This is a genomic window from Erwinia sp. AC075 (genome assembly GCF_979253995.1).
In genome coordinates, this window is sequence record NZ_CEEDEU010000001.1 from 4,123,508 (window position 1) to 4,148,690 (window position 25,183).

The window sequence follows — 25,183 nt, forward strand, 5'->3', positions numbered from 1 at the left end:
AAAGGCGCGCAGCGTTTACTCGGTACGTCGTTAACTATTTATAGGCGTCGAACCAGCCCAACCCGTCGGTGGTGACGCCGCGCGGGAAGTACTCGCACCCGATCCAGCCCTGATAGCCGCTGCGATCGATTAAATCGAAGATCCACGGGTAGTTGATTTCGCCTGCGTCCGGTTCATGGCGATCCGGTGCGGAAGCAATCTGGATGTGTTGATACTGGCCGCTGAAGGCGGTGATCAGATGGCTCAGGTTGCCGTCGACCAGCTGGGCATGGAACAGATCGAGCTGGGTAAACACGCCCGGTCGGTCAATGCGTTTGACCATCTCCAGCGTCTGGTACTGGCTGGAATAGAGATAGCCCGGCTTGGTTTTCGGGTTTAACGCTTCCAGCAAAATGCGGATGCCGTGCGGCGCGAAACGGTCGGCGGCGTAACGCAGGTTGCTGATAAAGGTCTGGCAGTAAGCGTCACGATCCGCGCCTTCCGGCACGGTTGAGGCCATGATATGCACCTGCGGGCAACCGAGTGCCAGCGCGTATTCCAGCGCCATATCGATATCGCGACGGGCGGCTTCTTCACGGCTGGGAATGGCACAGACGCCCCATTCGCCGGCGGCCACATCGCCAGGCCCGGTGTTAAACAACACCAGCGCCAGATCGTTACGTTCCAGCGCCTGCTTTAATTCGCTGGCGGCATAGTCATAAGGGAACAAAAACTCCACGCCACGGAATCCCGCTGCCGCTGCCGCGTCAAAACGCGCCATAAACGGCAGTTCGGTAAACATGGTTGAGAGGTTGGCAGCAAACTTAGGCATGTTTAGCTCCGTAATTCAGCCACTTCGTCATCGTTTAGATAACGAATCGGGCGGTCGCCCAAAGTGAAGATCAGGCGGGCGGTCTCTTCCAGCTCTTCGGTGTTGTCCGCCGCTTCACGCAGGGTTTTGCCTACCACCACCGGGCCATGATTGGCCAGCAGGAAAGCTTTGTAATGCGGCGCCAGCTTCGCCAGGTCTTCACCCAGCCGCGCATCGCCCGGACGGTAATAGGGCACCACCGGCACATCGCCGACGCGCATCACCACATACGGAGTAAACGGGCGGATGCAGTTCTGCGGATCCAGACCTTCCAGGCAGGACAGGGCGGTCAGATACAGGCAGTGCAGATGGACGATTGCGCCGCAGGCCGGGTTGTTCAGATAGATGGCGCGGTGAAAGCTGACCTCTTTCGAGGGCTTATCCCCGCCAATCCATTCCCCTTCCAGCGTCACTTTCGACAGCCGATCGGCGACCAGCTCACCGAGGCAGGAGCCGGTGGGTGTGGCCAGCAGCGTACCGTCTTCGAGCAGCATGGAGAGGTTGCCCGCTGAACCGGTGGCATAACCGCGCTGGAAGAAGGACGCGCCCAGCCGGACCATCTCTTCCCGTGCTTGTTGTTCATTCATAGCGAGAACTCCTGTTGAGCGCGTGCGAAGAAGTTTTCATCGCCAAAGTTGCCGGATTTCAATGCCAGCGAGATCGGCTGGGAAACGGCTTTGACCCACGGCACGCCGGGAGAGATCACCGGGCCGATATGGAACGCATCGATATTCAGCGTCTGCGCGACCACGCCGGAGGTTTCACCGCCGGCGACGATAAAGCGCTGCCAGCCGCGCTGTTGCAGTTCTCGCACCACGGCGGCAAACAGCTGCTCGACCGCTTCACTGCTTTTCTCGGCACCATACTGTTGCTGAATACGCTTCAGGGTGTCCGGTTCAGAGGTGGCGAACAGCAGCGGTGCCAGGCTTTCGCCGCTGTGCTCAGCGACCCAGTCACAGAGTTCGATCGCATAGGCGTCACGCTGTGCCAGCGCCCGTTCCACGTCGACCGCCAGAGACGCCGCCTGATCGCGGTAACGCGCCACCTGACGATTGGTCATGGTTGAACAGGATCCGGACAGCACCACCGCGCGTTCGCCCTGCGGCGTGCCGGCGGCCTGCGCCTGCGCGCTGTTATGGGCGCTGCTTGCCCACTGACGGGCCAGGCCGATCGCCAGGCCGGAACCGCCGGTCACCAGCGTCATTTCCCGCAGCGCTTCGCCCTGGGTCAGCAGATGCTGTTCGTTCAGCGCATCCAGCACCACATAACGCACGCCCTGTTGTTTCAGTTCAGCCAGCGCATGACGCACGGCGTCGGCACCTCGATCCAGCGTCTGGCTGTTAATCAGTCCGGCTTTGCCTTCACTCTGGGCTTCCATCAGACGCAGCAGGTTGCTGTCGGTCATCGGCGTCACCGGGTGGTGGCGCATACCGGAATCGGACAGCAGCTGATCCATCACAAACAGATGTCCCTGATACACCGTGCGGCCATTGACCGGCAGTGACGGGGAGATGATGGTCTGGGTTTCACCCAGCGCGGCCAGCAGCGCGTCGGTAACCGGACCGATATTACCTTTGGCGGTGCTGTCGAAGGTCGAGCAGTATTTAAAGTAGAAGCGCTCGCAGCCCTGTTGCTGTAGCCATGCCAGCGCCTGCAACGAGTCAGCAACCGCCTTCTCAGGAGCGCAGGAGCGGGATTTCAGGCTGACAACAATCGCCTCAGCCTCCAGCGCCAGCGGTTCGGCCGGCACGCCATTTACCTGTACCGTCGCCATGCCGTTCTGCACCAGGAAGCTGGCGATATCGGTGGCACCGGTGAAGTCATCTGCTATCACGCCCAGGCGCATTATTGCGGCTCCTTTTTCGCTGGCAGGGTAATGCCACTGAAGATTTTGATCACCGCGCTGTCGTCTTCACGGCCATAGCCGGCGTTGCTGGCAGAGGTGAACATATTAAAGGCGGTGGAGGCCAGCGGCAGCGGGAAGTGCAGCGCTTTGGCGGTGTCGGCCACCAGACCCAAATCTTTGACGAAGATATCCACCGCCGATTTTGGCGAGTAATCACCGTCCACCACGTGACGCATACGGTTCTCAAACATCCACGAGTTCCCCGCCGCGTTGGTGACCACGTCATACATGGTATCCAGCGGAATACCGGCGCGCGCCGCCAGCGCCATCGCTTCGGCACCGGCCGCAATATGCACGCCTGCCAGCAGCTGGTGGATGATTTTCACCGTCGAGCCGAGACCGATTTCGCTACCAATGCGGTAGACCTTGCCTGCCACGGCATCCAGCACCGGTTGCAGCAGCGCAAAGGCCTTGTCGCTGCCGGAGGCCATCACCGTCATCTCGCCCAGCGCCGCTTTCGCCGCACCGCCAGAGACCGGCGCATCCAGCATGATCAGCTGATGCTCCGCCAGACGCTGTTCAATCAGCAGCGCATCCTGAGAAGAGATGGTGGAGGACACCATCACCGCGGTACCGGGCTTCAGATGGGCCGCCAGGCCGTTGTCACCAAACAGGATCTGGTTCACCTGCTGCGCGTTGACCACCAACAACAGCACCGCATCTAACTGTTCGGCAAAGCCATCCGCACGGGTTTCGGCCGCTTTGGCTCCGCTGCTCAGCAGCGTTTGCAGCGCGGCAGGATTCAGGTCAACACCGTAGGTGTTCAGGCCGGCTTTGATACAGGATTGCGCCGCACCCATGCCCATAGACCCGAGGCCAACGACACAGACCGACATTGATGATGCGTTAGGCATACGCTCTCCGTGTTAATTTAGGTGATAATTTGTTTTGTTGTGTGAAGTATAGGCGCTTTTATCACCAGGATTGGTGACGCGCATCACATTAATTAACATTAATTAACCTGCATTTCACAAGGTTTAACATGTCTGTGAATCGCGCTATAAACCATTAAACCCTTTATTATCAGCAGCATGTGCCTTTACGCCGGTCGATCAAAACCTGAGTAGTTACCCGGATGCGTGATAAAATGATAAAAATTGGGGTGCAGACCGCGCCTCTGCTCCATTACACTTGTCCCGCAGATAACCCGCTCACAAGGAGAGACCATGATCCCGGTCGAAAGACATCAACAAATTTTAGCGCTGGTGCAGGAAAAGGGCGTGGTGAGCATTGCTGAACTGACCGATCGGCTGGCGGTGTCGCATATGACCATCCGGCGGGATCTGCAGAAGCTGGAAGAGCAGGGCGCGGTCATGCTGGTGTCAGGCGGCGTACGCTCTACCGAGCGACTGGCCAGCGAGCCGTCACATCTGGATAAAACCAGCATGTTCAGCCAGGAGAAGCAGGCGATTGGCGAAGCGGCGGCCCGGCATATTCCCCGCAACAGCTGCATCTACCTGGACGCCGGCACCACCACGCTGGCGCTGGCCCGCGAGCTGGGTATGCGGGACGATTTAACCATCGTCACCAATGACTTTGTGATTGCCAACTTCTTTATCGACAACAGCCAGTGCCGGATGATCCACACCGGCGGCACGCTCTGTCGCGATAACCGTTCCTGCGTCGGCGATGCGGCGGCGCTGGCGTTGCAGGGACTGTCGATTGATATCGCCTTTATCTCCGCGTCCTGCTGGGGAATGCGTGGGATCTTCACCCCCGATGCGGAGAAGATCACCGTAAAGCGGGCGGTAAGTGAAGTGAGCCGCAAACGGGTGCTGCTGGCTGACAGCTCAAAATACAACAAGATCGCCACCTTCCTCGCGCTGCCGCTGGCCCGCTTTGACGCGATTATTACCGATCCCTATCTGCCGGACTCCGCCCGCCAGGAAATGGCGGCGCTGGAAATCGAGATCACGCTGGCCAGCTAACGGCGTGTCGCACGACGTAGAAAGGACCTTCGGGCCCTTTTTTTATTTACTAAAAGGCGCAGGCTATCAGTGAGATTGATAATGACAATGAAAGTTATTATCATTCGCGCACAAAAACACTAACAACATCGCAATCACTTTATGAAAACGCCACGTTTCTCCGTTTCCACCTTTACGCGCCTCCATGGAAAACCGCATTTCGTTCTGTTTGTCAGCCTGCTGGGCAGCGGCTCCGCGCTGGCGGCAGAGAGCACCCTGACCGTCAATGCCGATGCGGCGACGGCGGTGGGCAGCTACAGCCAGGATACCGCCACCATTGGCGGCACCACCGCCACACCGCGTAACGAAACCCCGCAGTCGATCAGCGTGGTGACGTCGCAGGTGATCAAAGATTACCAGGTCAAAACCGTTAATGACGCGATGAAGTTTGTCAGCGGCGTCACCCAGGGCAATACGCTCGGGGGGATTGAAGATGGCTTCGTTAAGCGTGGCTTTGGCGCCAACTCGGACGGATCGATTTTCCTCGATGGCATCCGCAGCAATCAGGGCCTGTCGATGGATTCGACCATCGATCGTGTGGAAGTGCTGAAAGGCTCGGCTTCCCTGATGTATGGCATCCTTAATCCAGGCGGCGTGATCAATCTGGTCAGCAAAAAGCCGCAGTATGAGTGGAATACCCATATCAGCGGCGAATCCAGCAGCTTCGGCGGCGGTGCCGGTACGGTGGATATCACCGGTCCGCTCGGCAACGGTTTTGCCTTCCGGTTGATTGCCGAACGCCAGCGCGAAGATTACTGGCGCAACTTTGGCGTGAATCAACATACGCTGATTGCCCCTTCCCTGAGCTGGTTTGGCGAGAAAGCCTCGTTCAATATCAGCTACATGGAAAATAAATACGATATCCCGTATGACCGTGGCACCGCCTTTATCAACAAAAAACCGGTCGATATTCCCTATAATGAACGGCTGGACGACAGCGCCAACCATGCTTACGGCAAAAACAAGCGACTGAACGTCACTTACGGCTATAACCTGGATGACACCTGGGCGACCCACGTTAACTATGGCTGGATGCAGCGCCGCTATGACAGCAACGAAGTCAGGGCCACCGCTATCGACACCACCACCGGGATTGTCTCGCGCCGGGCGGACGCCAACCGTGGCTTTAACCATCAGACCACTTATCTGTCATGGGATATCGGCGGCAGCCCGGAGATCTGGGGGATGCAGCACGATCTGATGCTGGGTGTGGACTACGAGCAGGACGAAACCTATAAGGCGTATTCCTATCGCGGCAAAGTTTCCAAAACCTTCAATATGTACGACCCGGTATATGGTGAAGAGCCGGTAGTCAGCAGCAGCACCGTCAGCGACGCGATCAGTAATACACGTACCAACCTTTACAGCCGTTCAGTGTTTGCCAAAGACAGCATTCACCTGACCGATAAGTGGATTGCGGTGCTGGGCGGCCGTTTCCAGCGTTACACCCAGACCGCCAGCAGCGGCTGGACCAACCCCACCACCACGCTGAACGATCGGGGCGACAGCTTCCTGCCACAGGCGGGGCTGGTGTATAAAATCCTGCCGGATCTGTCGCTTTACGGCAGCTACAGCCAGTCATTTACCCCATCGACGCAAACCGATGACGATGGCAACGTCGCCTCGACTGAAAAAGGCACTACCTATGAAGTCGGTGCCAAATGGCAGGTGGTGCCGGCGGTTTCTGCCACGCTGGCGCTGTACCGCATTGATGAAAAAGACATGTCGGTATTTATTAACGGCGTGACCCGTAACATCCCGAAAGCCCGCTCGACCGGAGCTGAAGTTGAAATAAACGGTGAAGTGGCGAAAGACTGGAACCTGACGGCGACCTACAGCTATGACAAAACCGAGATCGTTGAGGACAACCTTAACCCGGATAACGTCGGCAACCGCCTGGTCAACGCGCCAACCAATATGGGCAGCCTGTATCTGAGCCACACCCTGCGCTTCTCCTGGCTGCCGGGCGAACTGCGTATTGGCGGCGGCGGACGCTACGTCGGCAGCCGTGCCGGCGATCCTGAAAACAGCTTCACCATGCCGGACTACACCGTGGCGGATGCCTTTATCGCCTGGGACAGCCAGCTGGTGGGGAAACATACGCAGCTGAAGCTGAATATGAACAACCTGTTTGATAAGGAATATTACCAGTCCAGTGGCGGTAATCTGCGGGTGAGTGAAGGCGAGCCGCGCGTAATGTATCTGCAAGCGTCTGTCGATTTCTGATAGCCAACAGAGAAGGAAAAGCAATGAACAGGGCATTGATCAGCCTGCTGCTGATGCTGGTCAGCAGCGTGGCACCGGCGAAAACCATCACCGACATTCTGCAACGCAAGGTAGAGGTGCCGGATAACCCGCAGCGGATCGTGGTGGGGGAAAGCCGGATGATTTACACCCTGGCGCTGGTGGAAGAGGGCAATCCGGCGAAACGGGTGGTGGGCTGGCCGGGCGATCTGCAAAAGCTGGATCCTCAGACCTGGGATCGTTACGTTGATGCATTCCCGCAGATCAAAACCATCCCGCTGGTCGGCAAGTCGAATTATACCCAGATCAGCGTGGAGAAGGTGATCGCCCTGCAGCCCGATCTGGTGATCCTGCCGGTGTATGCCAAACAGGAAAGCAATCATGACAGCTTCCAGATGCAGCTTACTGCGGCGGGCATTCCGGTAATATATATCGATACCCGCGTCGAGCTGCTGAAAAACACCGTGCCGAGCCTGAAAATTCTGGGTGAAGCACTGAATGACCAGGCGAAAGCGCAGCGCTTTATTGATTTTTATCAGCAGCATATGAATCTGATCCGCGATCGACTGGCCACCGCTAATCCGGCGAAACCGAGCGTGCTGTTGCAGCTGCATATCGGCCGCAGAGAGGAATGTTGCACCACGGTAAGCCACGGCAATCTGGCCGATTTACTGGCGTTTGCCGGGGGCAATAATATTGCGACGGGTCGGTTTGGCGGCGTGTTTGGCCAGCTGAGTCCGGAAGCGATCATTGCCGCCAACCCGGAGGTTTACCTGGCCACCGGCTCGGGCGGCCCGCAGCAAACGGAGCAGCTTCAGCTTGGCCCGCAGGTCAATGCGGCGGCGGCTCAGCACAGCTTCAGCAAGGCGCTGGCGAACGAGTCGGTCATCTCCCAGCTGCCGGCCATCCGCAACGGTCGGGCGCTGGCGGTGTGGCACAACTTCTATATGAGTCCGTGGCATCTGCTGGATGTGGAGATCTTCGCTAAGGCGCTGCATCCCCAGCTGTTTGCCGATCTCGACCCGCGTAAAACGCTGGATGAGATGAATCAGCAGTTCCTGCCGTTAGCCGAAAAGGGCACCTACTGGACCACGCCAGACAGCGCCGCAAACGGGCACTAAAAACGTTAAGCCATAAAAAAAAGGCCCGCGAATTTCGCGGGCCTTTTGCTGCTATCAGTCCAGGACAACGTTATTCGTTGATATTGGGATGCTGATTAATCAGATGTTTACGTTTCTCTTCCAGCTCGGCAATCTGCTCACTGATATCGTCGATTTTGGTTTCGATATTATCGTGATGCTCCTGCAACAGCTCTTTCGCTTCATGAATATCGGAAGCCGCCGGAGTCGCGCCACGCAGTGGCATATTGGCGGTTTCTTTCATCATGATACCGGTGACCAGGCCCACCACCGCCACCACCATCAGGTAGTAAGCCGGCATGTAAAGGTTCGCGGTATATTCAACCAGCCAGGCGGCCAGCGTTGGCGTCAGACCTGCCACCAGAATCGAGATATTAAAGGCACTGGCTAAGGCGCTGTAACGAATGTGCGTCGGGAACATCGCTGGCAGCGACGAGGCCATCACGCCGGTGAAGCAGTTCAGTATCACCGCCAGGATCAGCAGACCGGCAAAGATCAGCCCGGTGACGTTACTGTTGATCAGCATGAAGCAAGGAATGGCCATAATCATCAGCGCGATACTGCCGATAATCACAAACGGACGACGACCAAACTTATCGCTCATCAGGCCCATAATCGGCTGAATAAACAGCATACCAATCATGATGGCGATGATGATTAACACGCCGTGATCTTCGGAATAGTGAAGATTGTGCGACAGGTAGCTCGGCATATACGTCAACAGCATGTAGTAGGTGACGTTAGTCGAGAGCACCAGACCGATACAGGCCAGCAGGCTTTTCCAGTGCTTGGTGGCAATCTCTTTGAACGACACTTTTGGCCCTTCGGCTAGACCTTCACGGTCACCTTTTTCCAGCTTGTCCACGTGCTGCTGGAACGCAGGCGTTTCTTCCAGCGCGTTACGCAGGTAGATGCCGATCAGTCCTAACGGCAGCGCTACGAAGAACGGAATACGCCAGCCCCACTCAAGGAACTTGGCATCACCGATGACGGTAGAGATCAGCACGACCAGGCCCGCACCGGTGACGAAGCCGACAATGGAGCCGAAGTCCAGCCAACTACCCATAAAGCCGCGTTTACGGTCCGGGGAGTATTCCGCCACGAAGATCGACGCACCGGTATATTCGCCGCCGACCGAGAAGCCTTGCGCCATTTTACACAGCAGCAGCAGGATCGGTGCCCAGATGCCAATGGTGGCGTAAGACGGTATCAGACCGATACAGAAAGTACTGACCGACATGATAACAATGGTGATAGAGAGGATTTTCTGGCGACCGTATTTGTCACCGAGTCTGCCGAAGAAAAGACCACCTAAAGGACGAATAAGGAAAGGAACGGAGAAGGTTGCCAGAGCGGCAATCATCTGCAAGCCCGGATCGGCACCCGGGAAAAACACCTGGCCTAAGGCGAAGGCCACAAAGCCGTAAACCCCAAAGTCAAACCACTCCATAGCGTTACCCAGCGACGCTGCGGTAATGGCTTTGCGTAACCTGGCATCATCAATGATCGTTACGTCTTTTAAGCCAATCGGCTTAACACGCTTCCTACGTAGCTTCATATAAAACACCCTGTAATTGTCTGTTTCCCAATTAGATTCTTGCCCCTTTCTGCTCGTGCGCAAGACCTGGCACCGGGCGAAACGGGTCAAATAGTGCAGGGCCAGAAGCCCCACTGACAGCGATTTGTGGTGGGTAATGGCGCCCATCAACAGATAACTGTCTGCATTCAGTATATCGTTTCTTACGCGGCTAACATAATTTCTGTCTGAAATTAGCTACAGCGATGCAACAGACCGAATCTGATTCAGACAAGGAATTTAACAAAGCCAGGGCCAGCCGCCGACGGGGCTGCTTCACGGCAAAACGGCCATTGGCAGGTATTCATTCTGATGAGCAGAATAATAGAAGAGAACAGAACCGTTAATTGCTGATAATTCATTGGCTGAATTAAGTGAAATTAGTTAATAACATTCAAAAAAGTTATTTGTTGCGTGCGAACAGACTATGGGTAATACTTCCTGCCGCATTTTTGCGGAGTCAGCAATGTATAATAAAAATAGCAACACCTTTGGAAATTATTATCTTAATATGCAAGAAAGCATTGATAATAATTTACGTCTCTGGCGTCATTATCACGCCGTTAACATTATTGATAATCAGGTTATTTCGCCGCAAAACGCGTGGCTGAACTGTGGTGAAAGTGTCGATAAAATAGTGCAGCAGGTGCATTTACAGAGCAAAAGTGTGGCGCAGCAGGCTGGGGTGCTGAACCGTTACGGACTGTTGTCAAAGCAGATGCAGGGCATGGTGGAACGCTTTCAGGCATTGGGTGTAAAACTGGCCGAACAAAGTGTCAATTCCCGCCGCGAGGAAATTTATCGGGAGTATCAGCAGCTGGCCGATCATATTATGCCGACGCTGGAACGCATTAATCAGCGGGTAGAAGCACGCCGTGAAGCGGTAGGGATTAAAGCCGAAACAAAAATAACCCCGCCGGTGGCTGACGAAACGGTCAACGTGGCATTACGCGCCGCGCTTAAACGTCGCAGCTAACTCTTCGCCTTTATTCTCCTCTCACCGGAATTGGCACCGACGTCCAGGGTTGCTGATTTTGTTCTTCCATCCACGCCATTAACGCACTGCCGTTCATCGGCCGGGCATACAGATAGCCCTGGATAAAGATCACCCCACGCTTTTTCAGATACTCCAGCTGCAGCGGCGTTTCCACCCCTTCCGCCACGATGCTCAGCTTCAGCTTATGGCTCAGCATGATAATCGCATCCAGCACCGGCGCTTCGCCGTCAACCGATTCAATGGCGTTCACGAAGCCACGGTCAATTTTCAGGTAGTCCAGCGGGAAGGTTTGCAGGTAAGAGAGCGAGCAGTGGCCGGTGCCGAAGTCATCGATGGCGATTTTAATCCCTTCGCGGCGAAGCTGCTGCAGTTTGCTGATCACATCGTCGCCGTCGGAAATCAGGCTGCGTTCGGTCAGCTCAAGGGTAATATTCGGCTGGTGGTGGGCTATTTTGGCGGCAAATTCACGGATGTCCGCCATAAAATCCGCATGCTGGATATGCTCACCGGCGATATTCAATCCAATATGGAAGTTCGGCGGGATCTGCCAGTCGCGCATATCCTCGGCGATATTCTGCAATAAAGACTGGGTCAGCGGGACAATCATCCCTTCTTCTTCGGCAGCCTGAATAAACAGGTCCGGCCTGGCCCAGCGGCCATTGGGTAATTTCCAGCGCATTAGCGCTTCCGCACCGGAGGCTTTGCCGGTCTCCACGTTATACACCGGCTGATAATTTACCGAGAATTCCCGGCGCTGAATCGCCCGCTTTAGCTGGTCGCGGATCGACACCTTTCGCTTCAGCCAGTTGTTGGTCACCATCATCAACAGCAGCGAGAAAATGGCCGCCATCGGGATAAAGGTCACCATGCCGTGGCGCCAGGTTAACGCCAGGTCACGCGCAGGCGAGGTGACGGTGGCGACAATCGGATAGCGTTGCGAGGTTTCAACCAGCGTATGCGCCCTGAGCAGGGAAGCGCGCTCATCCGGGAGCGTGCCGCTGGCGATGCGGTAACCGCCGCCAAACTGCAACACGATGGCGTAATCGTGGCTTTTGCCCACCGCATCCATAAAGTCGAGCAGATACTGGCCATCCACTATCGCATAGCTGCTAAACATGCTCGGGGTGTCGCGCACATAGATTACGGCCGGGCGATCCTTTACCGAAAACGTGCCGGCCAGCGAGGTCATCCACCAGGCTTTGCGCGTTTCTGGTAGTGGGCCTTGCAGCATGGTCTTCAGGTCGCCGCGTAAACCGGCATACATTGACGAACAGGTGACTTCGTCATCCTGCATCACGCCGATTGAGCGGAAATAGGGGTACTGCGAGGCGTATTCCTGCAGCTGCTCATTAATGTCCGTGCAGGATTTATCGGAGAACTTGCGCAGATAGCCGACCATATTCCACGCCTGATCGCTAATCGACTCGGCCTGCGTGAGCAGCATTGAGGCCGTTACGGATTGCTGACGTTGTACAATTTGTCGGGCGTCGATAAAGGTAAACAGCAGGCAGAGGAGCAGCGGTGCCAGACCGGCAATGGTCAGAAAAAGGCCCTTCTTTTGCGGGCTGGTCTTAAAAATAGAGTCCACGTCGTACCTCTGTAACCCAACAAAACGTTGCGTAAAAAAGTGCCGGCCAGCCGCAAATGACGGTATAGCTGACGAAAAGCCAGACAGTCTGCCAGCATCATAAGCGCAGAGACCGGGCTTTAGTCAATATTCTGCAAATTATTGCCGGATTGATCGTTTCCCCGCCGTTTTTCTCCTGTGTCAGGATGCCTTCGCGGTCTGGCCGCGTAACCCGGACAACAACAGGAGCGAAAATGACTGATGCGGTGGTACTAAAAAGTGCAGCGCCTTTACGGAGCAGGATCACGGACGAGGAGTGGCAGGCAAGGGTCAAACTGGCGCACTGTTATCAGCTGGCGGCGAAGCTCCGCTGGACCGACCATATCTATACCCATTTTTCGCTGCGCGTGCCGGGGGAAAAGCCTCACTTCCTGATCAACGCCTACGGACAAACCTTCGATGAGATCACCCCGGAAACGCTGGTTAAGATCGATCTGGATGGCGAGATCATCGACGATCCCACCGGTCTGGGCATTAATCCGGCCGGGTACGTGATCCACAGCGCCATCCACCGCGCGCGCCCGGAAACCCATGCCGTGTTGCATACCCACACCGCCGCCGGGATTGGCGTGGCGGCGCAGAAAAAGGGTCTGCTGATGATTTCCCAACACAGCATGCGTTTCTTCCAACGTCTGGCTTACCATGACTACGAAGGGATAGCGCTGGATCTGGACGAGCAGCAGCGCATTGTCGCCGATCTGGGCGATCTCAACGCGCTGATCCTGCGCAATCACGGCCTGCTGACCTGCGGCAACAACCTTGAAGAAGCCTTCTATAACCTCTATTACCTGGAGCGCGCCTGCGTGGCTCAGTTGGCTGCGCAGACCGGCGGCAGCGAGCTGACCATCGTGCCGGACGACGTGGCGGAAAAAGCCGCACAGGTGTTTGATAACGGCATTAAAAACAAAAAATATCTCCTGCACTGGGATGCCTACATCCGCCAGCTGCAACGCAACGCACTTCAATAAGGGATCGCCATGAAATATTTAACGGCTGTGCTGCTGCTTTGCACCACTTATGCCGCCAGCGCGGCCAGTGACCTTTCAGGCGTGACGCTGGTGCTGGGCGATCAGGCGCGTAATCTGCGTTCGCTGGTGGACGCCTCGGGCGTGATGAAAGACGCGCCATATCAGTACCGCTGGGCCAATTTCCAGGGCGCAGCGCCGTTGTTCGAAGCGCAACGCGCCGGGGCGGTGGATACCTCTTATGCAGGGGATTTGCCGGTACTGATGGCGGCCTCGGGTGGGGTGGAGTTGAAGATTATTGCGACTAACGTCGGCGATCCCGGTTCGAATGGGCTGCTTGTTCCGGCCGATTCACCGATCCACAGCGTCAAAGACCTGGCGGGCAAACCGGTGGTGGTCTCCTCCGCCCGGGGCAGCATTTCCCAGCACTTGCTGTATCAGGCGCTGGAAGAGGCGGGCGTAAAGCGTGATGCGGTGCCGGTCCGTTTTGTGCTGCCAACCGATGCCAGCGCCGCGTTTAACTCCGGGCAGATTGCTGCCTGGGCGACCTTCGATCCCTATCTCGGCATCGCCGAACAGCACGGCGCGCGCCTGCTGCGCGACGGCAAAGGACTGACTACCGCGCTGTCATTTGTTACCGCCACCGGGAGTTCGTTAAAGGATCCGCAAAAAAGGCTGGCGATAGCCGACTTTGCCCGCCGTCTGGCGAAAGCGCGGGAATGGGCGCTGCAGCATCCTGATGAATATAATCAGGTTTACTCTTCACTGACCCGACTGTCGCCGGAAGACGCCAGGGCGATTACCGTCAGGATTTCTCACGGCATTCGCCCGGTCTCGGCGGAGGATATTGCGAAAGTGCAGAAGGTCTCCGATCTGTTCTCCTCGCTGGCGATCCTGCCGGCGAAAGTGGACGTCCAGTCGATCACCGACACCAGCGTGTTCGCGGCGCAGTAGCGTTAGCGCCTCGCGGGAACAGTATGCCTTCAGCGCGAACGATGGCAGGCGAAACAAAGTCACTTGCATAATGCAAGTGACCTGGCTACTGTTACTTGCATAATGCAAGTCACGAGTGGAAGCCCGCCATGAAATCCGATCCCCTTTATCAGATGTCCTGTCCGATTGCCCGCAGCCTGGGCCGAATTGGCGACAGCTGGAGCATGCTGATCCTGCGCGATATGTTTGCCGGCCTGACGCGATTTGATGAACTGCAAAAAAGCAGCAATATTGCGCCAAATATCCTCACCCGACGGCTGAAAGACCTGGTAGAAGACGGTCTGCTTGAACGGGTCGCCTATTGCGAAAAGCCGCTGCGCTATGAATATCACCTCACGCAAATGGGACGTGATTTCCGGCCGGTGATCCTGTCGCTGTTGCAATGGGGCAACAGCTGGCTTGCACCGGAAGGCCGCTCGATGCAGCTGGTCGAGCGCAGCTCAGGCCGCGTGGTCGAGCTGGAGTTGACCGATAAACAGACCGGCCGGGCGATCACCGCCACGGAATATGCCTCTGTGCCCGGCCCGGCGGCCGACGAGGCGGTGCGCTATCGCCATGAGTACGTGCAGCAAAAGCGGGCAGGGGTAGCCGGTAAATTTGTCCCACCCAGCATTTATCGTGACCCATCATGAGCCTGACCCTGAATGACGGTGCCACGGCACCGCGCCGGTTCACGCTACCCCGTAAGCGCTCACTAACATTTCTGCTGCTGGTTGTGCTGCTGTGCGCGCTGGCGGGCTATGGCTGGCACTGGTATCACACCGGGCGATACCTGCAGCAAACCGATGATGCCTATGTCGGCGGCGATATCAGCGTGCTGTCAGCCAAAGTGCCGGGCTATATTGCGCGGGTTTGGGTGCTGGACAATCAGCAGGTGCAGCAAGGCGATCGGCTGATTACCCTTGAGAGTGCGGATTATCAGGCGGCACTGGCGCAGGCGCAGGCCAACGTCAGCGCGCAGCGTGCGCAGCTGGTGGACATTGCCGCCACGCGTCAGCTGCAACAGGCGACAATTGCCAGCGCGCAGGCCAGCGTACGTTCGGCGCAGGCAGAGTCCCGCCGCACGCGGGATGATAATCAGCGTTATTCCGCGCTGGTGAGCAGCGCCGCCGTCTCCCGACAGAGCCGCGAGCAGGCCGCCGCCGCCTGGCAACAGGCGGTTGCCGCTGAACAGAAAGCCCAGGCCGAAACCACCGCATCGCAGCGTCAGCTGGCGGTACTGGATGCCCGCAGCCAGCAGGCGCAGGCCGCCCTTGAACAGGCGCTGGCCCAGCTGGATATGGCGAAGCTGAACGTCGGCTATACCGACATTCGCGCGCCGTTTGCCGGCACGGTCGGTAACCGCCGCGCGCGGCCCGGCGCCTTTGCTGCCGCCGGCACGCAGCTGCTGTCACTGGTGCCCAGCCAGGGATTATGGATCGATGCCAATTTTAAAGAGAGCCAGCTGGCGGAGATGAAACCCGGCCAGAAAGCCGAAATCCGTGCTGATGTCATGCCCGACCGGGTGTTTCACGGCCATGTCAGCAGCCTTTCTCCGGCAACGGGCGCGCAGTTCAGCGTGTTGCCCGCCGAAAATGCCACCGGCAACTTCACCAAAATCGTGCAGCGGGTGCCGGTGCGTATTCTGTTAGACAGCAACGACAGCCGGCTTGGCGCGTTGCGTCCGGGCCTGTCGGTGACCGTCAACGTTAACCAGCAGGACCGCTAATGAACGGCCAGGCGGGTATTGCGGGCATGAGCATGGCAAGCAAGGTTTTTGCCTTTGCCACCATGTGCGTGGGGATGTTTATCGCGCTACTGGATATCCAGATTGTCTCGGCCTCTTTGCGGGATATCGGCGGTGGGCTGTCCGCAGGCACCGATGAAACGGTGTGGGTGCAGACCAGTTATCTGATTGCCGAAATCATTGTTATCCCGCTTTCCGGCTGGCTGGCCCGCGTGATGTCTACCCGCTGGCTGTTTGCCGCTTCCGCCGCCGGATTTACGGTGATGAGCCTGCTGTGCGGGTGGGCATGGAACATTCAAAGTATGATCGCCTTCCGGGCGTTGCAGGGCTTCCTGGGCGGCTCGATGATCCCCATGGTGTTCACCACCGCTTTTGCCTTCTTCAGTGGGCCGCAGCGGGTGATTGCCGCTGCGACCGTGGGCGGATTGGCTTCGCTGGCACCGACGCTTGGCCCGACCGTCGGCGGCTGGATCACCGACAATTACTCGTGGCACTGGCTGTTCTTTATTAACCTGGTGCCGGGGATGTTTATCACCATTGCGGTGCCCATATTGGTCAACGTCGATGAGCCGGACTGGTCATTGCTGAAAGGCGCGGATTATCCCGGCATGCTGATGATGGCGTTGTCGCTGGGCTGTCTGGAATACACGCTGGAAGAAGGGCCGCGCTGGGGCTGGATGGATGACAGCACTATCCTTATCACCGCGTGGATTTCTGGCCTGGCGGGCTTAGGGTTTATCTGGCGCACCTTGCGGCATCCGCGTCCGGTGGTCGATTTGCTGGCCCTGAAGGATCGTAATTTTGCGTTGGGCTGTTTTTTCTCGTTTATGGCCGGCGTCGGTATCTTTTCGACCATCTACCTTACGCCGCTTTTTCTGGGCAATTTACGCGGCTTTAGCGCGCTGGATATTGGCCTGGCGATCTTCTCCACCGGGATCTTCCAGATCCTGTCGATCCCGATCTACTCGTGGTTTGCTAACCGGGTGGATCTGCGCTGGCTGATGATGATCGGTCTGGCGGCGTTTGCCCTGTCGATGTTCTTTTTCACCCCGATTACCCATGACTGGGGAGCGGAACAGCTGCTGCTTCCGCAGGCTTTTCGCGGCGCGGCGCAACAGTTCGCCGTCGCCCCGGCGGTAACCCTGACGTTGGGCGGCCTGCCGCCTGAGCGGCTGAAGCTGGCGTCGGGACTGTTTAATCTGATGCGCAACCTGGGCGGCGCCATCGGGATTGCGATGTGCGGGACGGTATTGAATGACCGGACAAACCTGCATTTCAGCCGGCTGGGTGACCATCTGAATATGACCAATCAGGCGATGGACAGCCAGCTGGATACGCTGACGCAGATCTGGCAGCAGAGCGGTATGGACGTCGCTACCGCCCATACCGCCGCGTTAAAGCAGCTGGCTGCAATCACCTTCCGTGAAGCGCAAACTCAGGCTTTTGCCGATGCGTTTGTGCTGATTATGGTCGGATTCATCATCACCACGCTGATGGTGCTGCTGATGCGCAAACCCGCCGCCAGTGCACCGCCGGTGACCGCTGAGGCGCATTAGGCCGGGTTACAGCCGCACCACCTGCCCACTGTTCATCGACGCCAGCGCGGCGTCCGCCAGCCGCAGCGCCTGCAAACCGTCTTCGCCGCCAGGGGAGATGGCTTTGCCACTCTTCAGGTGCGCAATCAGGCTGGCGAACTCCAGACGATAGGCATCGGCATAGCGTTGCAGGAAGAAATACATCGGTTTCTGCGCCACCACGCCGCCAATGTCGGATTTTACCAGGCTGCTTTCCGGCAGGTTATTCACCGCCAGCATCCCCTCGCTGCCGTGCACTTCAATGCGCTGATCGTAACCGTAGGTGGCGCGGCGGCTGTTGGTGATCACCGCCATTTTGCCGCTGGCACAGGTCAGCGTGACGACGGCGGTATCAATATCGCCCAGCGCCTTAATGGCGGGATCGACCAGCGAACAGGCGCTGGCATAGACGCTCACCGGCTCTTCCTGCAGCAGCCAGCGCGCCATATCAAAATCGTGGATGGTCATGTCGCGGAACAGGCCGCCAGAGGTTTTCAGGTATTCCGCCGGTGGCGCACCGGGGTCGCGCGAGATAATGGTGACGATTTCGGTATTGCCAATCTCGCCTGCGGCCAGGCTCTGCTGAAGCTGCGCCATGCTCGGGTCGAAGCGGCGGTTAAAGCCGACCATCAGGGTCACGCCACACTCTTTGACCGTGGCCAGGCAGCGCTCGACGCGCTCTAAACTCAGGTCCACCGGCTTTTCACAGAAGATGGCTTTGCCCGCTTTGGCCGAGGCTTCAATCAGGTCGGCATGGGTGATGGTGGCGCTGCAGATGGCGACCAGGTTGATGCTGCTGTCATCCAGCGCCTGCCCGGCGCTCACCACCGTCGCCCCGTATTTTTCTGCCAGTGCCTGTGCGGCAGGAGGATACACGTCGATCACATACTGTAAGCGACAATCTGGGTGAGCCGCGATATTGGCCGCGTGGATTTGACCGATACGACCGGCACCGAACAGGGCAACGTTATACATACAGTGATTCCTTAGCTGAGGGAGAGAAAGGGTTGGTGCATGAGTGATCGTTTTTGGCCGAAATAAAGTCAACGCAAAGGCCAAACGGCATCATCAAAAAATGCGTTAAATCACATATTTAAATGAGGTGAAGTCCATCATTTTTCACCAAACAGACTGGAATCATTGGCTTAGCCTCACTGGCTGAATGCGGGCTTTGCACTATGATGAAAAACACCTCATGCGCAAGGAAAGGGATGCAGGCATGCCTGACAAAAACAGCTGGAAAGGACCGACCATCGCCGAAATCGCTAAAGAGGCCGGGATCAGTATGGCCACCGTCGATCGGGTGCTGAACGGGCGCGCGGGCGTGCGTGACGTCACGCGAAAAAAGGTCAAACTGGCGATCCAGCGACTGGGCGGCAACTGGGATGAGAGCGGCGTTGCCGGGCAGCAGCGGCGCATCGCCTTTATCTGCGAGTCCGGCACCAGTTTTATCAGCCTGGTGGAGCAGGAAGCCCGGCGCTATATCGCGGCTCATCCGGAAATCGCCTTCAGTTTTGACAGCGTGGCGAATGTGCAGGTGAACACCGAGCGCTTCAGCCAGCTGATCGCCCGCCGTGCCGCAGAATCGGAAGCGGTGTTACTGGTCTGCCGCGACGACGTTAAAATCAACCGCGCGGTGCGCGAGGCGATTGATAACGGCGTGCATGTGATCTGCCTGACCAGCGATCTGCCCAATTCGCGGCGCACCGCCTATGTCGGCCTGGATCAGATCAGCACTGGCTCCACCGCGGGCTGGCTGATGGGACGGATGCTGCCGAAACAGCCCGGCAATATTTTGCTGATTTTCAGCTCGACCTACCGCACCCAGGAAGAGCGGGAAGTGGGGTTTCGCCGGGCGTTGCGGGTCGAGTTTCCGCATCTGACGGTCGTGGAAAGGGTGAATACCAACGATGAATCGGAAAGCTCGTATCAAAGCGTGAAAAAGTTTCTCGCAGACAATCCGCCGATGGCCGGCATTTATAATATGGCCGGCGGTAATCGCGGCGTCGCTCTTGCCCTTACGGAAAAGGGGCTGGCTAATGAGGTGGTGTTTATCGGCCATGAGCTGAGTGACTATACCCGCAGCCTGCTGGAAACCGGGGAAATGGACATCGTGCTGGGCCATGATATTCAACGGGAAATCGAGCTGGGTATCGAGGTTATCGACCGTTTGCGCACCGGGGAGAGTATTCACAGCATAAACACCCCTTTGCTGATTTATACCAAGTACGCACATTTTTGAGCCGTTGCGGCGTTAAATACAGCAGGACATGCGCGTCACGCCGTTGCTATGCTGCGACCAGCCTCCAAAATCCAGGACATCCGCACCATGAAGATGAGTGATATTCCGTTTGGCACCACGGCCTGGTCTGCACTGGCCACCACTGAACACCCTGGCGAAACCGGCAAAGCGCTGTGGCGCACTCAGCATTTCGGCGAGGTTCGCGTCAGAATGGTCGAATATACCGCCGGATACCTGGCGGATCACTGGTGTTCCAAAGGGCATATTCTGCTGTGTCTTTCCGGCGAGCTGCATACCGAACTCGACGATGGTCGGGTCTTCACCCTGACGGCGGGGATGAGTTATCAGGTCGCCGATGATGCCGAAGCGCATCGCTCCTGGACCCACACCGGCGCACAGCTGTTTATCGTCGATTAGGCGATATATGACGGGCCAGACCCGCGTCTGGCCCCGCAACCTCAGTCGTTAAAATAGATCTGCTTCAGTGCCACTTCCACACCGCGCACTTCCGCTAACCCCTTCAGACGACCGATGGCCGAATAGCCCGGATTGGTTTTCTTGTGCAGGTCATCCAGCATCTGGTGACCGTGGTCGGGACGCATCGGGATCCCGCGCGTGTTGCCCTGCTGACGGCGACGCTGCTCTTCCGCCAGAATCACCTTCACCACGCCAACCATATCCACATCACCGCCAAGATGAGCCGCCTCGTGGAAGCTTTTCGGGTTCTCTTCGCGCAACGTCGAACGTAAATGGGCGAAGTGAATGCGGTCGGAGAAGGTTTCCGCCATCTTCACTAAATCGTTATCTTCCCGCACGCCGTAGGAGCCGGTGCAGAAGGTGAAACCATTATGCACGCTGTCCACGGTCTCTTTCAGCCACTGCATATCTTCCAGCGTGGAGACAATGCGCGGCAGGCCGAGGATTGGGCGTGGAGGATCGTCCGGATGCACCGCCAGCACGATGCCGGACGCTTCCGCCACCGGCACGATGGCCTGCAGAAACGCCGCCATATGTCTACGCAGACCGGCTTTATCAATGCCGTCGTACTGCGAAAGCTGCGCCTGAAACTGCTCCAGCGTGTAGCCTTCTTCCGCGCCGGGCAGGCCGGCAATAATGTTGCGGGTCAGGGTCTCGATGGCGTCCGGCGTCATGGCATTGAAGTAGTCAGCGGCGGCTTTCTGCTCCTGCGCGTCGTAATCCTGGCTGGCGTTCGGCCGCTGTAAAATATGCAGTTCGAAGGCGGCAAAGGCGATATGGTCGAAGCGCAGCGCTTTGGCACCATCCGGCAGGGTCCAGGCCAGATCGGTACGCGTCCAGTCGAGGACCGGCATAAAGTTGTAGCAAACGGTATCAATGCCGCAGCGACCAAGATTGCGGATCGACTGCTGATAGTTGGCGATGTAATGCTGATAATCACCACGCTGGGTTTTGATCGACTCATGGATGGGTATGCTTTCCACCACCGACCACACCAGCCCTTTTTCAGCCAGCAGTGCCTGGCGAGCCTGAATCTCTTCTACCGGCCAGACCTCGCCATTCGGAATGTGATGCAGGGCGGTGACGATGCCGGTTGCTCCCGCCTGGCGGGCATCGTCCAGCGAAACGGGATCGTTTGGGCCATACCAGCGCCATGTGTGTTCCATGCAGAGCTCCTTAAATACGCAGGAAAAAACCGGTTCCGGCCCAGTGGTCAGGCCGCTGGACCAAGGATAAAACGCAACGGCGGTGGAGTGCCGTGATCCGGATCGCAGGTTTGGCCGTCGGCCACGGTCAAAAAGCCCGATGGCTTATGCTAAGCTGCCTGCCAGATGGCCCGGCAGGAGCGCGGATAATGGAATTACCTACCTTAAAACCTGAACGACTTTACCGGCAGATTTCCTCGCTGCTGATTGGCTGCATCCGCAAAGGGCAATTTGCGCCGGGTGCGATGCTGCCGCCAGAGCGTGAGCTGGCAAAGCAGCTGGGCGTCAGCCGCTCATCGATCCGCGAAGCGTTAATTGCGCTGGAAATTACCGGCTGGGTGGAAATCCGCACCGGCAACGGCGTGTTTGTCAGCAGCCTGCTGCCAAAAACCGATGCGCCGCTGGTGGAGGATGAATTCAGCCTGAAAGCGCTGATTAACGCCCGGTTGCTGTACGAAGGCATGACCGCCGAGCTGGCGGCGCGCAATGGCACGGATGACCAGCGCGCCGAGCTGAAGGAAGTGACTCAGGACCTGATCCAGCTGCACGTCAATGATGAGAAGTTCCTGCATGAAGACAAACGCTTTCATCTGCTGATCGCCGCGATGACCGGCAACGAAGTGCTGGCCGAGATGATGGAATACCTGTGGAATAAGCGCAAAAGCAGCCGTTTTCTGCGGCTGGAGAGTCACTACGCTGAAAGCGACTTCCCGCGCGAGATGAATCAGGATCACGCCAATATCAGCCAGGCGATCGTTGAACGCGATCCTGAGCGAGCCAGAGCGTGCATGGAGCGGCATATCCAGCACGTCTACGATCGGCTTTTTAGCGGACAGTAATCAGGTGGGTGGCGGGTTCAGCCGCCACCGTTGAGGCCGGAACGCCGCTTATTCGCTCGCCGACTTTCTTCGGGTCAGCGCCTTTTTCTCTTTCGGTCTGCCATTCCCCAGCAGGATCGCCAGCTTGTTGCCGCCCGGCGTGGTTTCCATCAGGATTTTACACACGCTGGTCAGCGGCACGGAAAGCAGCATACCCACCGGCCCCAGCAGCCAGCCCCAGAAAATCAACGACAGAAACACCACCAGGCTGGAGAGTCCCAGGCCTTTGCCCATCACGCGCGGCTCCAGCATATTGCCAAATACCATATGAATCACGGTGAACAGCACCGCGACCATCGCGGCATCAAACACCGTATTCAGCAGCAGTGCCTGGATCAGCGGCGGAATGCCGGCAATGATTGGGCCGATATTGGGAATAAAGTTCAGCACAAAGGCAACGACGCCCCACAGCAGTGAAAACTTCACCCCCAGCAGAAACAGCGACAGCCAGACGGCGGCCCCGGTAATCAGACTGATCAGCGTTTTCAGCGCCAGATAATGGGTGACGCCTTTCAGCGCCTTATGCAAACCGGCAATGCGGATTTTCGGGTTCACCAGCGCGAAACGAAGCTTGTAGGGCAGGTGATGCACCTCAAACAGCATAAACACCACGGTCATCAGCAGCAGCACCACATTGGTCATCGCCCCAGAGAACTGGCTCAGTACCGTGGTGGCGACGTTCATCAACGAATTCGGATCCAGCCGCTCGGCCATACGTTCGGTGGAGAGGTTGATATGGAAGGTGGCGGCAAAGTGCTGCACGATCCCCAGCTTATGCTCCATCTGCGCGCGGATTTGCGGGTAGATGTCGCTGAATTCATTGACCGATCCGGCCACCATCGCCACCAGCAGGCCAATAACAATCAGCACGCCCAGCATCACCAGGCTGATGGCCAGGCCCCGCCTGACGCCTTTGCGCATCAAATAGGTGACCAGCGGGTTCAACACAATGGCCAGAAACAGCGCCATTAAAAACGGCACCAGAATCTCTGATGCCGCTTTGATACCCGCCAAAATCACAATCAGCGTGGCCATTTTCAACAGCATATTCTGCCCGATCTTTTCCTGCTGCAGTTCGCTCATTCCCTCTCCAGTTCAACCTCAGATGCGTAAGTTTAACGCCTCTGAACAGTGCCAGGATGCTTTTAGGAAAGATCGGAGGCTTTTCCCTGTTTTTGCAGCAGCGCCAGCGCCGCCAGCATCAGCAGCAAACTCACCGTCATCGCAATACTGGCCATCGCCATTCCCTGACCGACCGAGCCCTGTTCAAACTGCCGCCAGATAAACACCGCCACCGTTTGCGTTCCGGCGGGTGCCAGCAGCAGCGAGGTGACCAGTTCGCGGGAGGCGATGGCAAACACCATCAGCATCGCCGCCAGCAGGCTGGGAAACACCAGCGGCAGAATAATATGGCGCAGCGCCTGCAGCGAGCTGGCCCCGTGCACGCGGGCAGCGGGTTCCAGATTGCCGCCAATCTGTTTCAGCGCGCTGCCGACATAGCGCACCGGCCACGGCAGCAGAATGCAGCAGTATGACAGCAGTAAAATCGCCCAGCTGTTGTAAGGCGAAACCGGCCAGAACGATCGGTTCCACAGCAGGATTAACCCCACGCCAACCACCACGCCTGGGATCGCCGCCGGCAGCAACGACAGGGCATCGATTATTTTCGCGCCACGCATTTTGCCTTCCACCACCAGCCAGGCCGCCAGAAAACCCAGCACGCCGGTAATAGCAGCGGCACCCAGCGCCAGCGCCACGCTGGTGGAGAGGGCCGATAACGCTTCGCTTTGCTGCGCGAACAGCGCGACAAAATGGCGATCGGTGAGGTTAGCCAGGTGCAGCCCGCCGGACAGCGTCGACATCAGCGCGGTGACGTAAAGCGAGCAGAGCGGCATCGCCACCACCACCACTGAAACCAGGGTAAACAGCGCCATCACCGGGATTTTCCACACACCCAGCAGAACCGGGCTGCTCTGCGCCGGTTTTCCGGTAATGCTGGTCACTTCTTTATTGCCGGTCAGCTGCTTTTGCAGCGCAAAGGCCGCAAGGGCAATCAGCACCAGCATCACGGAAAGCAACGAGGCACCGGGCAGGTCGATCGGCCAGTCCGCCAGCCGCTGTTCAATGCCGACGGTCAGCATCACCACACCCGCACGCGGGCCAAGTGCCGCCGGTACGCCGAACTCCTCAATTGCCAGGGTGAAGGCCAGCAGCACTCCCGCCGCCAGCGCGGGCAGCGCCATCGGCAGTGACACATGCCAGAACGCCCGCCAGGCGGAAGCGCCATGCACCCGGGCCACCGTGGCCAGCCGCTGACCGCTCGCCAGCATGCTGCGCGACACGGCAAAGTACACCACCGGAAAAATGTTCAGCGTCATGATCAGCATGATGCCGGTCTGGCTGAACAGCAGGGTGTTGAGGTTCGGCCCGCCCAGCTGCATCAGGTAGCCATTTTGCTGCAGCGCCAGCATCCAGCTGAGCGCGGCGATATAGGGCGGGGTCAGGAACGGGATCAGCATCAGCACATCCCAAACGCGGGCCAGCGGCAGATGAAACAGGCCGCGCAGGGTACCCAACGGGATCCCCAGCAGCGCGCTGAACAGCGCCACGCCAACGCCGGTTTTCAGCGTGCCCACCAGCAGCGTCGGCAGTTCTGGATCCCTTAGCAGCGCCGGGATAGTCGAAAACGCCCCGGCCAGCGATCCTTCGCTGAGCGCCGGGAACAGCGCCTGCAGCAGAATAAACAGCAGCGGCAGCGCCACCAATACCATCAAAAGAGCCACGGTCAGCAGGGGCATCAGGCGCAGTTTCACAGGC

General features: G+C 57.7%; 22 protein-coding genes. 12 read left to right on the forward strand and 10 right to left on the reverse strand.

All coding sequences use genetic code 11. The annotated features are described in order from the left end of the window. Positions 1 to 34: 34 nt before the first annotated feature. Genes AC0IXH_RS19295 through ltnD form a run of 4 tightly spaced genes read right to left on the reverse strand, consistent with a single transcriptional unit; the run spans position 35 to position 3,610 of the window. Positions 35 to 811 carry an HPr family phosphocarrier protein gene (locus AC0IXH_RS19295; protein WP_471720864.1) on the reverse strand — a complete coding sequence of 259 codons (777 nt, stop codon included), beginning with the start codon at positions 809 to 811 and terminating at the stop codon, positions 35 to 37. Between the two features lie 2 nt (positions 812 to 813). Further along, entirely contained in the window at positions 814 to 1,437 is a 624-nt protein-coding gene (gene otnC, locus AC0IXH_RS19300) for a 3-oxo-tetronate 4-phosphate decarboxylase (RefSeq protein ID WP_105760397.1), read from the reverse strand. Next, positions 1,434 to 2,696, reverse strand: a complete 1,263-nt coding sequence (otnK, locus tag AC0IXH_RS19305) for a 3-oxo-tetronate kinase (protein WP_471720865.1) — start codon at positions 2,694 to 2,696, stop codon at positions 1,434 to 1,436. The genes otnC and otnK overlap by 4 nt, the downstream gene beginning before the upstream one ends. Beyond that, a complete protein-coding gene (ltnD, locus tag AC0IXH_RS19310) occupies positions 2,696 to 3,610 on the reverse strand; it encodes an L-threonate dehydrogenase (protein WP_053141430.1) in 915 nt (304 codons plus the stop codon). The genes otnK and ltnD overlap by 1 nt, the downstream gene beginning before the upstream one ends. A gap of 312 nt (positions 3,611 to 3,922) precedes the next feature. On the opposite strand from ltnD, the gene ygbI reads away from it, so the two are divergent. The 3 genes from ygbI to AC0IXH_RS19325 all read left to right on the forward strand — a co-directional run bounded on the left by ygbI (position 3,923) and on the right by AC0IXH_RS19325 (position 8,088). Next, positions 3,923 to 4,684 (forward strand): DNA-binding transcriptional repressor YgbI, encoded by a 762-nt coding sequence (gene ygbI, locus AC0IXH_RS19315; protein ID WP_105760395.1) that lies wholly within the window; start codon positions 3,923 to 3,925, stop codon positions 4,682 to 4,684. A gap of 141 nt (positions 4,685 to 4,825) precedes the next feature. Next, positions 4,826 to 6,949 (forward strand): TonB-dependent siderophore receptor, encoded by a 2,124-nt coding sequence (locus AC0IXH_RS19320; protein WP_471720866.1) that lies wholly within the window; start codon positions 4,826 to 4,828, stop codon positions 6,947 to 6,949. Positions 6,950 to 6,972: 23 nt separating this feature from the next. Then, entirely contained in the window at positions 6,973 to 8,088 is a 1,116-nt protein-coding gene (locus AC0IXH_RS19325; protein WP_471720867.1) for an ABC transporter substrate-binding protein, read from the forward strand. 70 nt (positions 8,089 to 8,158) lie between these two features. Here the strand turns inward: AC0IXH_RS19325 and proP are convergent, their stop codons facing one another. After that, on the reverse strand, positions 8,159 to 9,664 hold the full coding sequence (gene proP / locus AC0IXH_RS19330; RefSeq protein WP_013204292.1) for a glycine betaine/L-proline transporter ProP: 1,506 nt from the start codon (positions 9,662 to 9,664) through the stop codon (positions 8,159 to 8,161). A 484-nt stretch (positions 9,665 to 10,148) separates the two neighbouring features. On the opposite strand from proP, the gene AC0IXH_RS19335 reads away from it, so the two are divergent. Next, positions 10,149 to 10,658 (forward strand): hypothetical protein, encoded by a 510-nt coding sequence (locus AC0IXH_RS19335; RefSeq protein ID WP_471720868.1) that lies wholly within the window; start codon positions 10,149 to 10,151, stop codon positions 10,656 to 10,658. Between the two features lie 10 nt (positions 10,659 to 10,668). Here the strand turns inward: AC0IXH_RS19335 and AC0IXH_RS19340 are convergent, their stop codons facing one another. Beyond that, on the reverse strand, positions 10,669 to 12,267 hold the full coding sequence (locus AC0IXH_RS19340) for an EAL domain-containing protein (RefSeq protein WP_346596143.1): 1,599 nt from the start codon (positions 12,265 to 12,267) through the stop codon (positions 10,669 to 10,671). 233 nt (positions 12,268 to 12,500) lie between these two features. Between AC0IXH_RS19340 and AC0IXH_RS19345 the strand changes: the two genes are divergently transcribed. From AC0IXH_RS19345 to AC0IXH_RS19365, 5 genes are all read left to right on the forward strand, one after another. Continuing rightward, positions 12,501 to 13,274, forward strand: a complete 774-nt coding sequence (locus AC0IXH_RS19345) for a class II aldolase/adducin family protein (protein ID WP_471720869.1) — start codon at positions 12,501 to 12,503, stop codon at positions 13,272 to 13,274. A gap of 9 nt (positions 13,275 to 13,283) precedes the next feature. Next, positions 13,284 to 14,225, forward strand: coding sequence for an ABC transporter substrate-binding protein (locus AC0IXH_RS19350; protein WP_471720870.1), 942 nt, complete (start codon positions 13,284 to 13,286; stop codon positions 14,223 to 14,225). Between the two features lie 128 nt (positions 14,226 to 14,353). Next, on the forward strand, positions 14,354 to 14,896 hold the full coding sequence (locus tag AC0IXH_RS19355; RefSeq protein WP_471720871.1) for a winged helix-turn-helix transcriptional regulator: 543 nt from the start codon (positions 14,354 to 14,356) through the stop codon (positions 14,894 to 14,896). Continuing rightward, a complete protein-coding gene (locus AC0IXH_RS19360; protein ID WP_346568118.1) occupies positions 14,893 to 15,972 on the forward strand; it encodes an HlyD family secretion protein in 1,080 nt (359 codons plus the stop codon). The genes AC0IXH_RS19355 and AC0IXH_RS19360 overlap by 4 nt, the downstream gene beginning before the upstream one ends. Next, the gene (locus tag AC0IXH_RS19365) at positions 15,972 to 17,546 is read left to right on the forward strand and encodes a DHA2 family efflux MFS transporter permease subunit (RefSeq protein WP_013204284.1); all 1,575 of its coding nucleotides are present in this window, start codon (positions 15,972 to 15,974) and stop codon (positions 17,544 to 17,546) included. The genes AC0IXH_RS19360 and AC0IXH_RS19365 overlap by 1 nt, the downstream gene beginning before the upstream one ends. Positions 17,547 to 17,552: 6 nt before the next feature. On the opposite strand, the gene iolG is transcribed toward AC0IXH_RS19365, so the two are convergent. Continuing rightward, positions 17,553 to 18,539 (reverse strand): inositol 2-dehydrogenase, encoded by a 987-nt coding sequence (gene iolG, locus AC0IXH_RS19370; RefSeq protein WP_471720872.1) that lies wholly within the window; start codon positions 18,537 to 18,539, stop codon positions 17,553 to 17,555. Between the two features lie 244 nt (positions 18,540 to 18,783). On the opposite strand from iolG, the gene AC0IXH_RS19375 reads away from it, so the two are divergent. Further along, positions 18,784 to 19,806: a LacI family DNA-binding transcriptional regulator gene (locus AC0IXH_RS19375; RefSeq protein ID WP_471720873.1), complete on the forward strand. Its 1,023-nt coding sequence runs from the start codon at positions 18,784 to 18,786 to the stop codon at positions 19,804 to 19,806. 87 nt (positions 19,807 to 19,893) lie between these two features. Beyond that, positions 19,894 to 20,223, forward strand: coding sequence for a DHCW motif cupin fold protein (locus AC0IXH_RS19380; protein WP_013204281.1), 330 nt, complete (start codon positions 19,894 to 19,896; stop codon positions 20,221 to 20,223). Positions 20,224 to 20,264: 41 nt separating this feature from the next. Here AC0IXH_RS19380 and uxuA read toward each other — a convergent pair whose 3' ends face one another. Beyond that, on the reverse strand, positions 20,265 to 21,449 hold the full coding sequence (gene uxuA / locus AC0IXH_RS19385; RefSeq protein ID WP_013204280.1) for a mannonate dehydratase: 1,185 nt from the start codon (positions 21,447 to 21,449) through the stop codon (positions 20,265 to 20,267). A 188-nt stretch (positions 21,450 to 21,637) separates the two neighbouring features. Between uxuA and AC0IXH_RS19390 the strand changes: the two genes are divergently transcribed. Further along, the gene (locus tag AC0IXH_RS19390) at positions 21,638 to 22,327 is read left to right on the forward strand and encodes a FadR/GntR family transcriptional regulator (protein ID WP_134822941.1); all 690 of its coding nucleotides are present in this window, start codon (positions 21,638 to 21,640) and stop codon (positions 22,325 to 22,327) included. A 48-nt stretch (positions 22,328 to 22,375) separates the two neighbouring features. Here AC0IXH_RS19390 and AC0IXH_RS19395 read toward each other — a convergent pair whose 3' ends face one another. Together AC0IXH_RS19395 and AC0IXH_RS19400 are read right to left on the reverse strand one after the other, a co-directional pair. Beyond that, positions 22,376 to 23,449, reverse strand: coding sequence for an AI-2E family transporter (locus tag AC0IXH_RS19395; RefSeq protein WP_013204278.1), 1,074 nt, complete (start codon positions 23,447 to 23,449; stop codon positions 22,376 to 22,378). Positions 23,450 to 23,511: 62 nt separating this feature from the next. Next, the gene (locus AC0IXH_RS19400; protein WP_371732178.1) at positions 23,512 to 25,164 is read right to left on the reverse strand and encodes an ABC transporter permease; all 1,653 of its coding nucleotides are present in this window, start codon (positions 25,162 to 25,164) and stop codon (positions 23,512 to 23,514) included. Positions 25,165 to 25,183 lie beyond the last annotated feature (19 nt).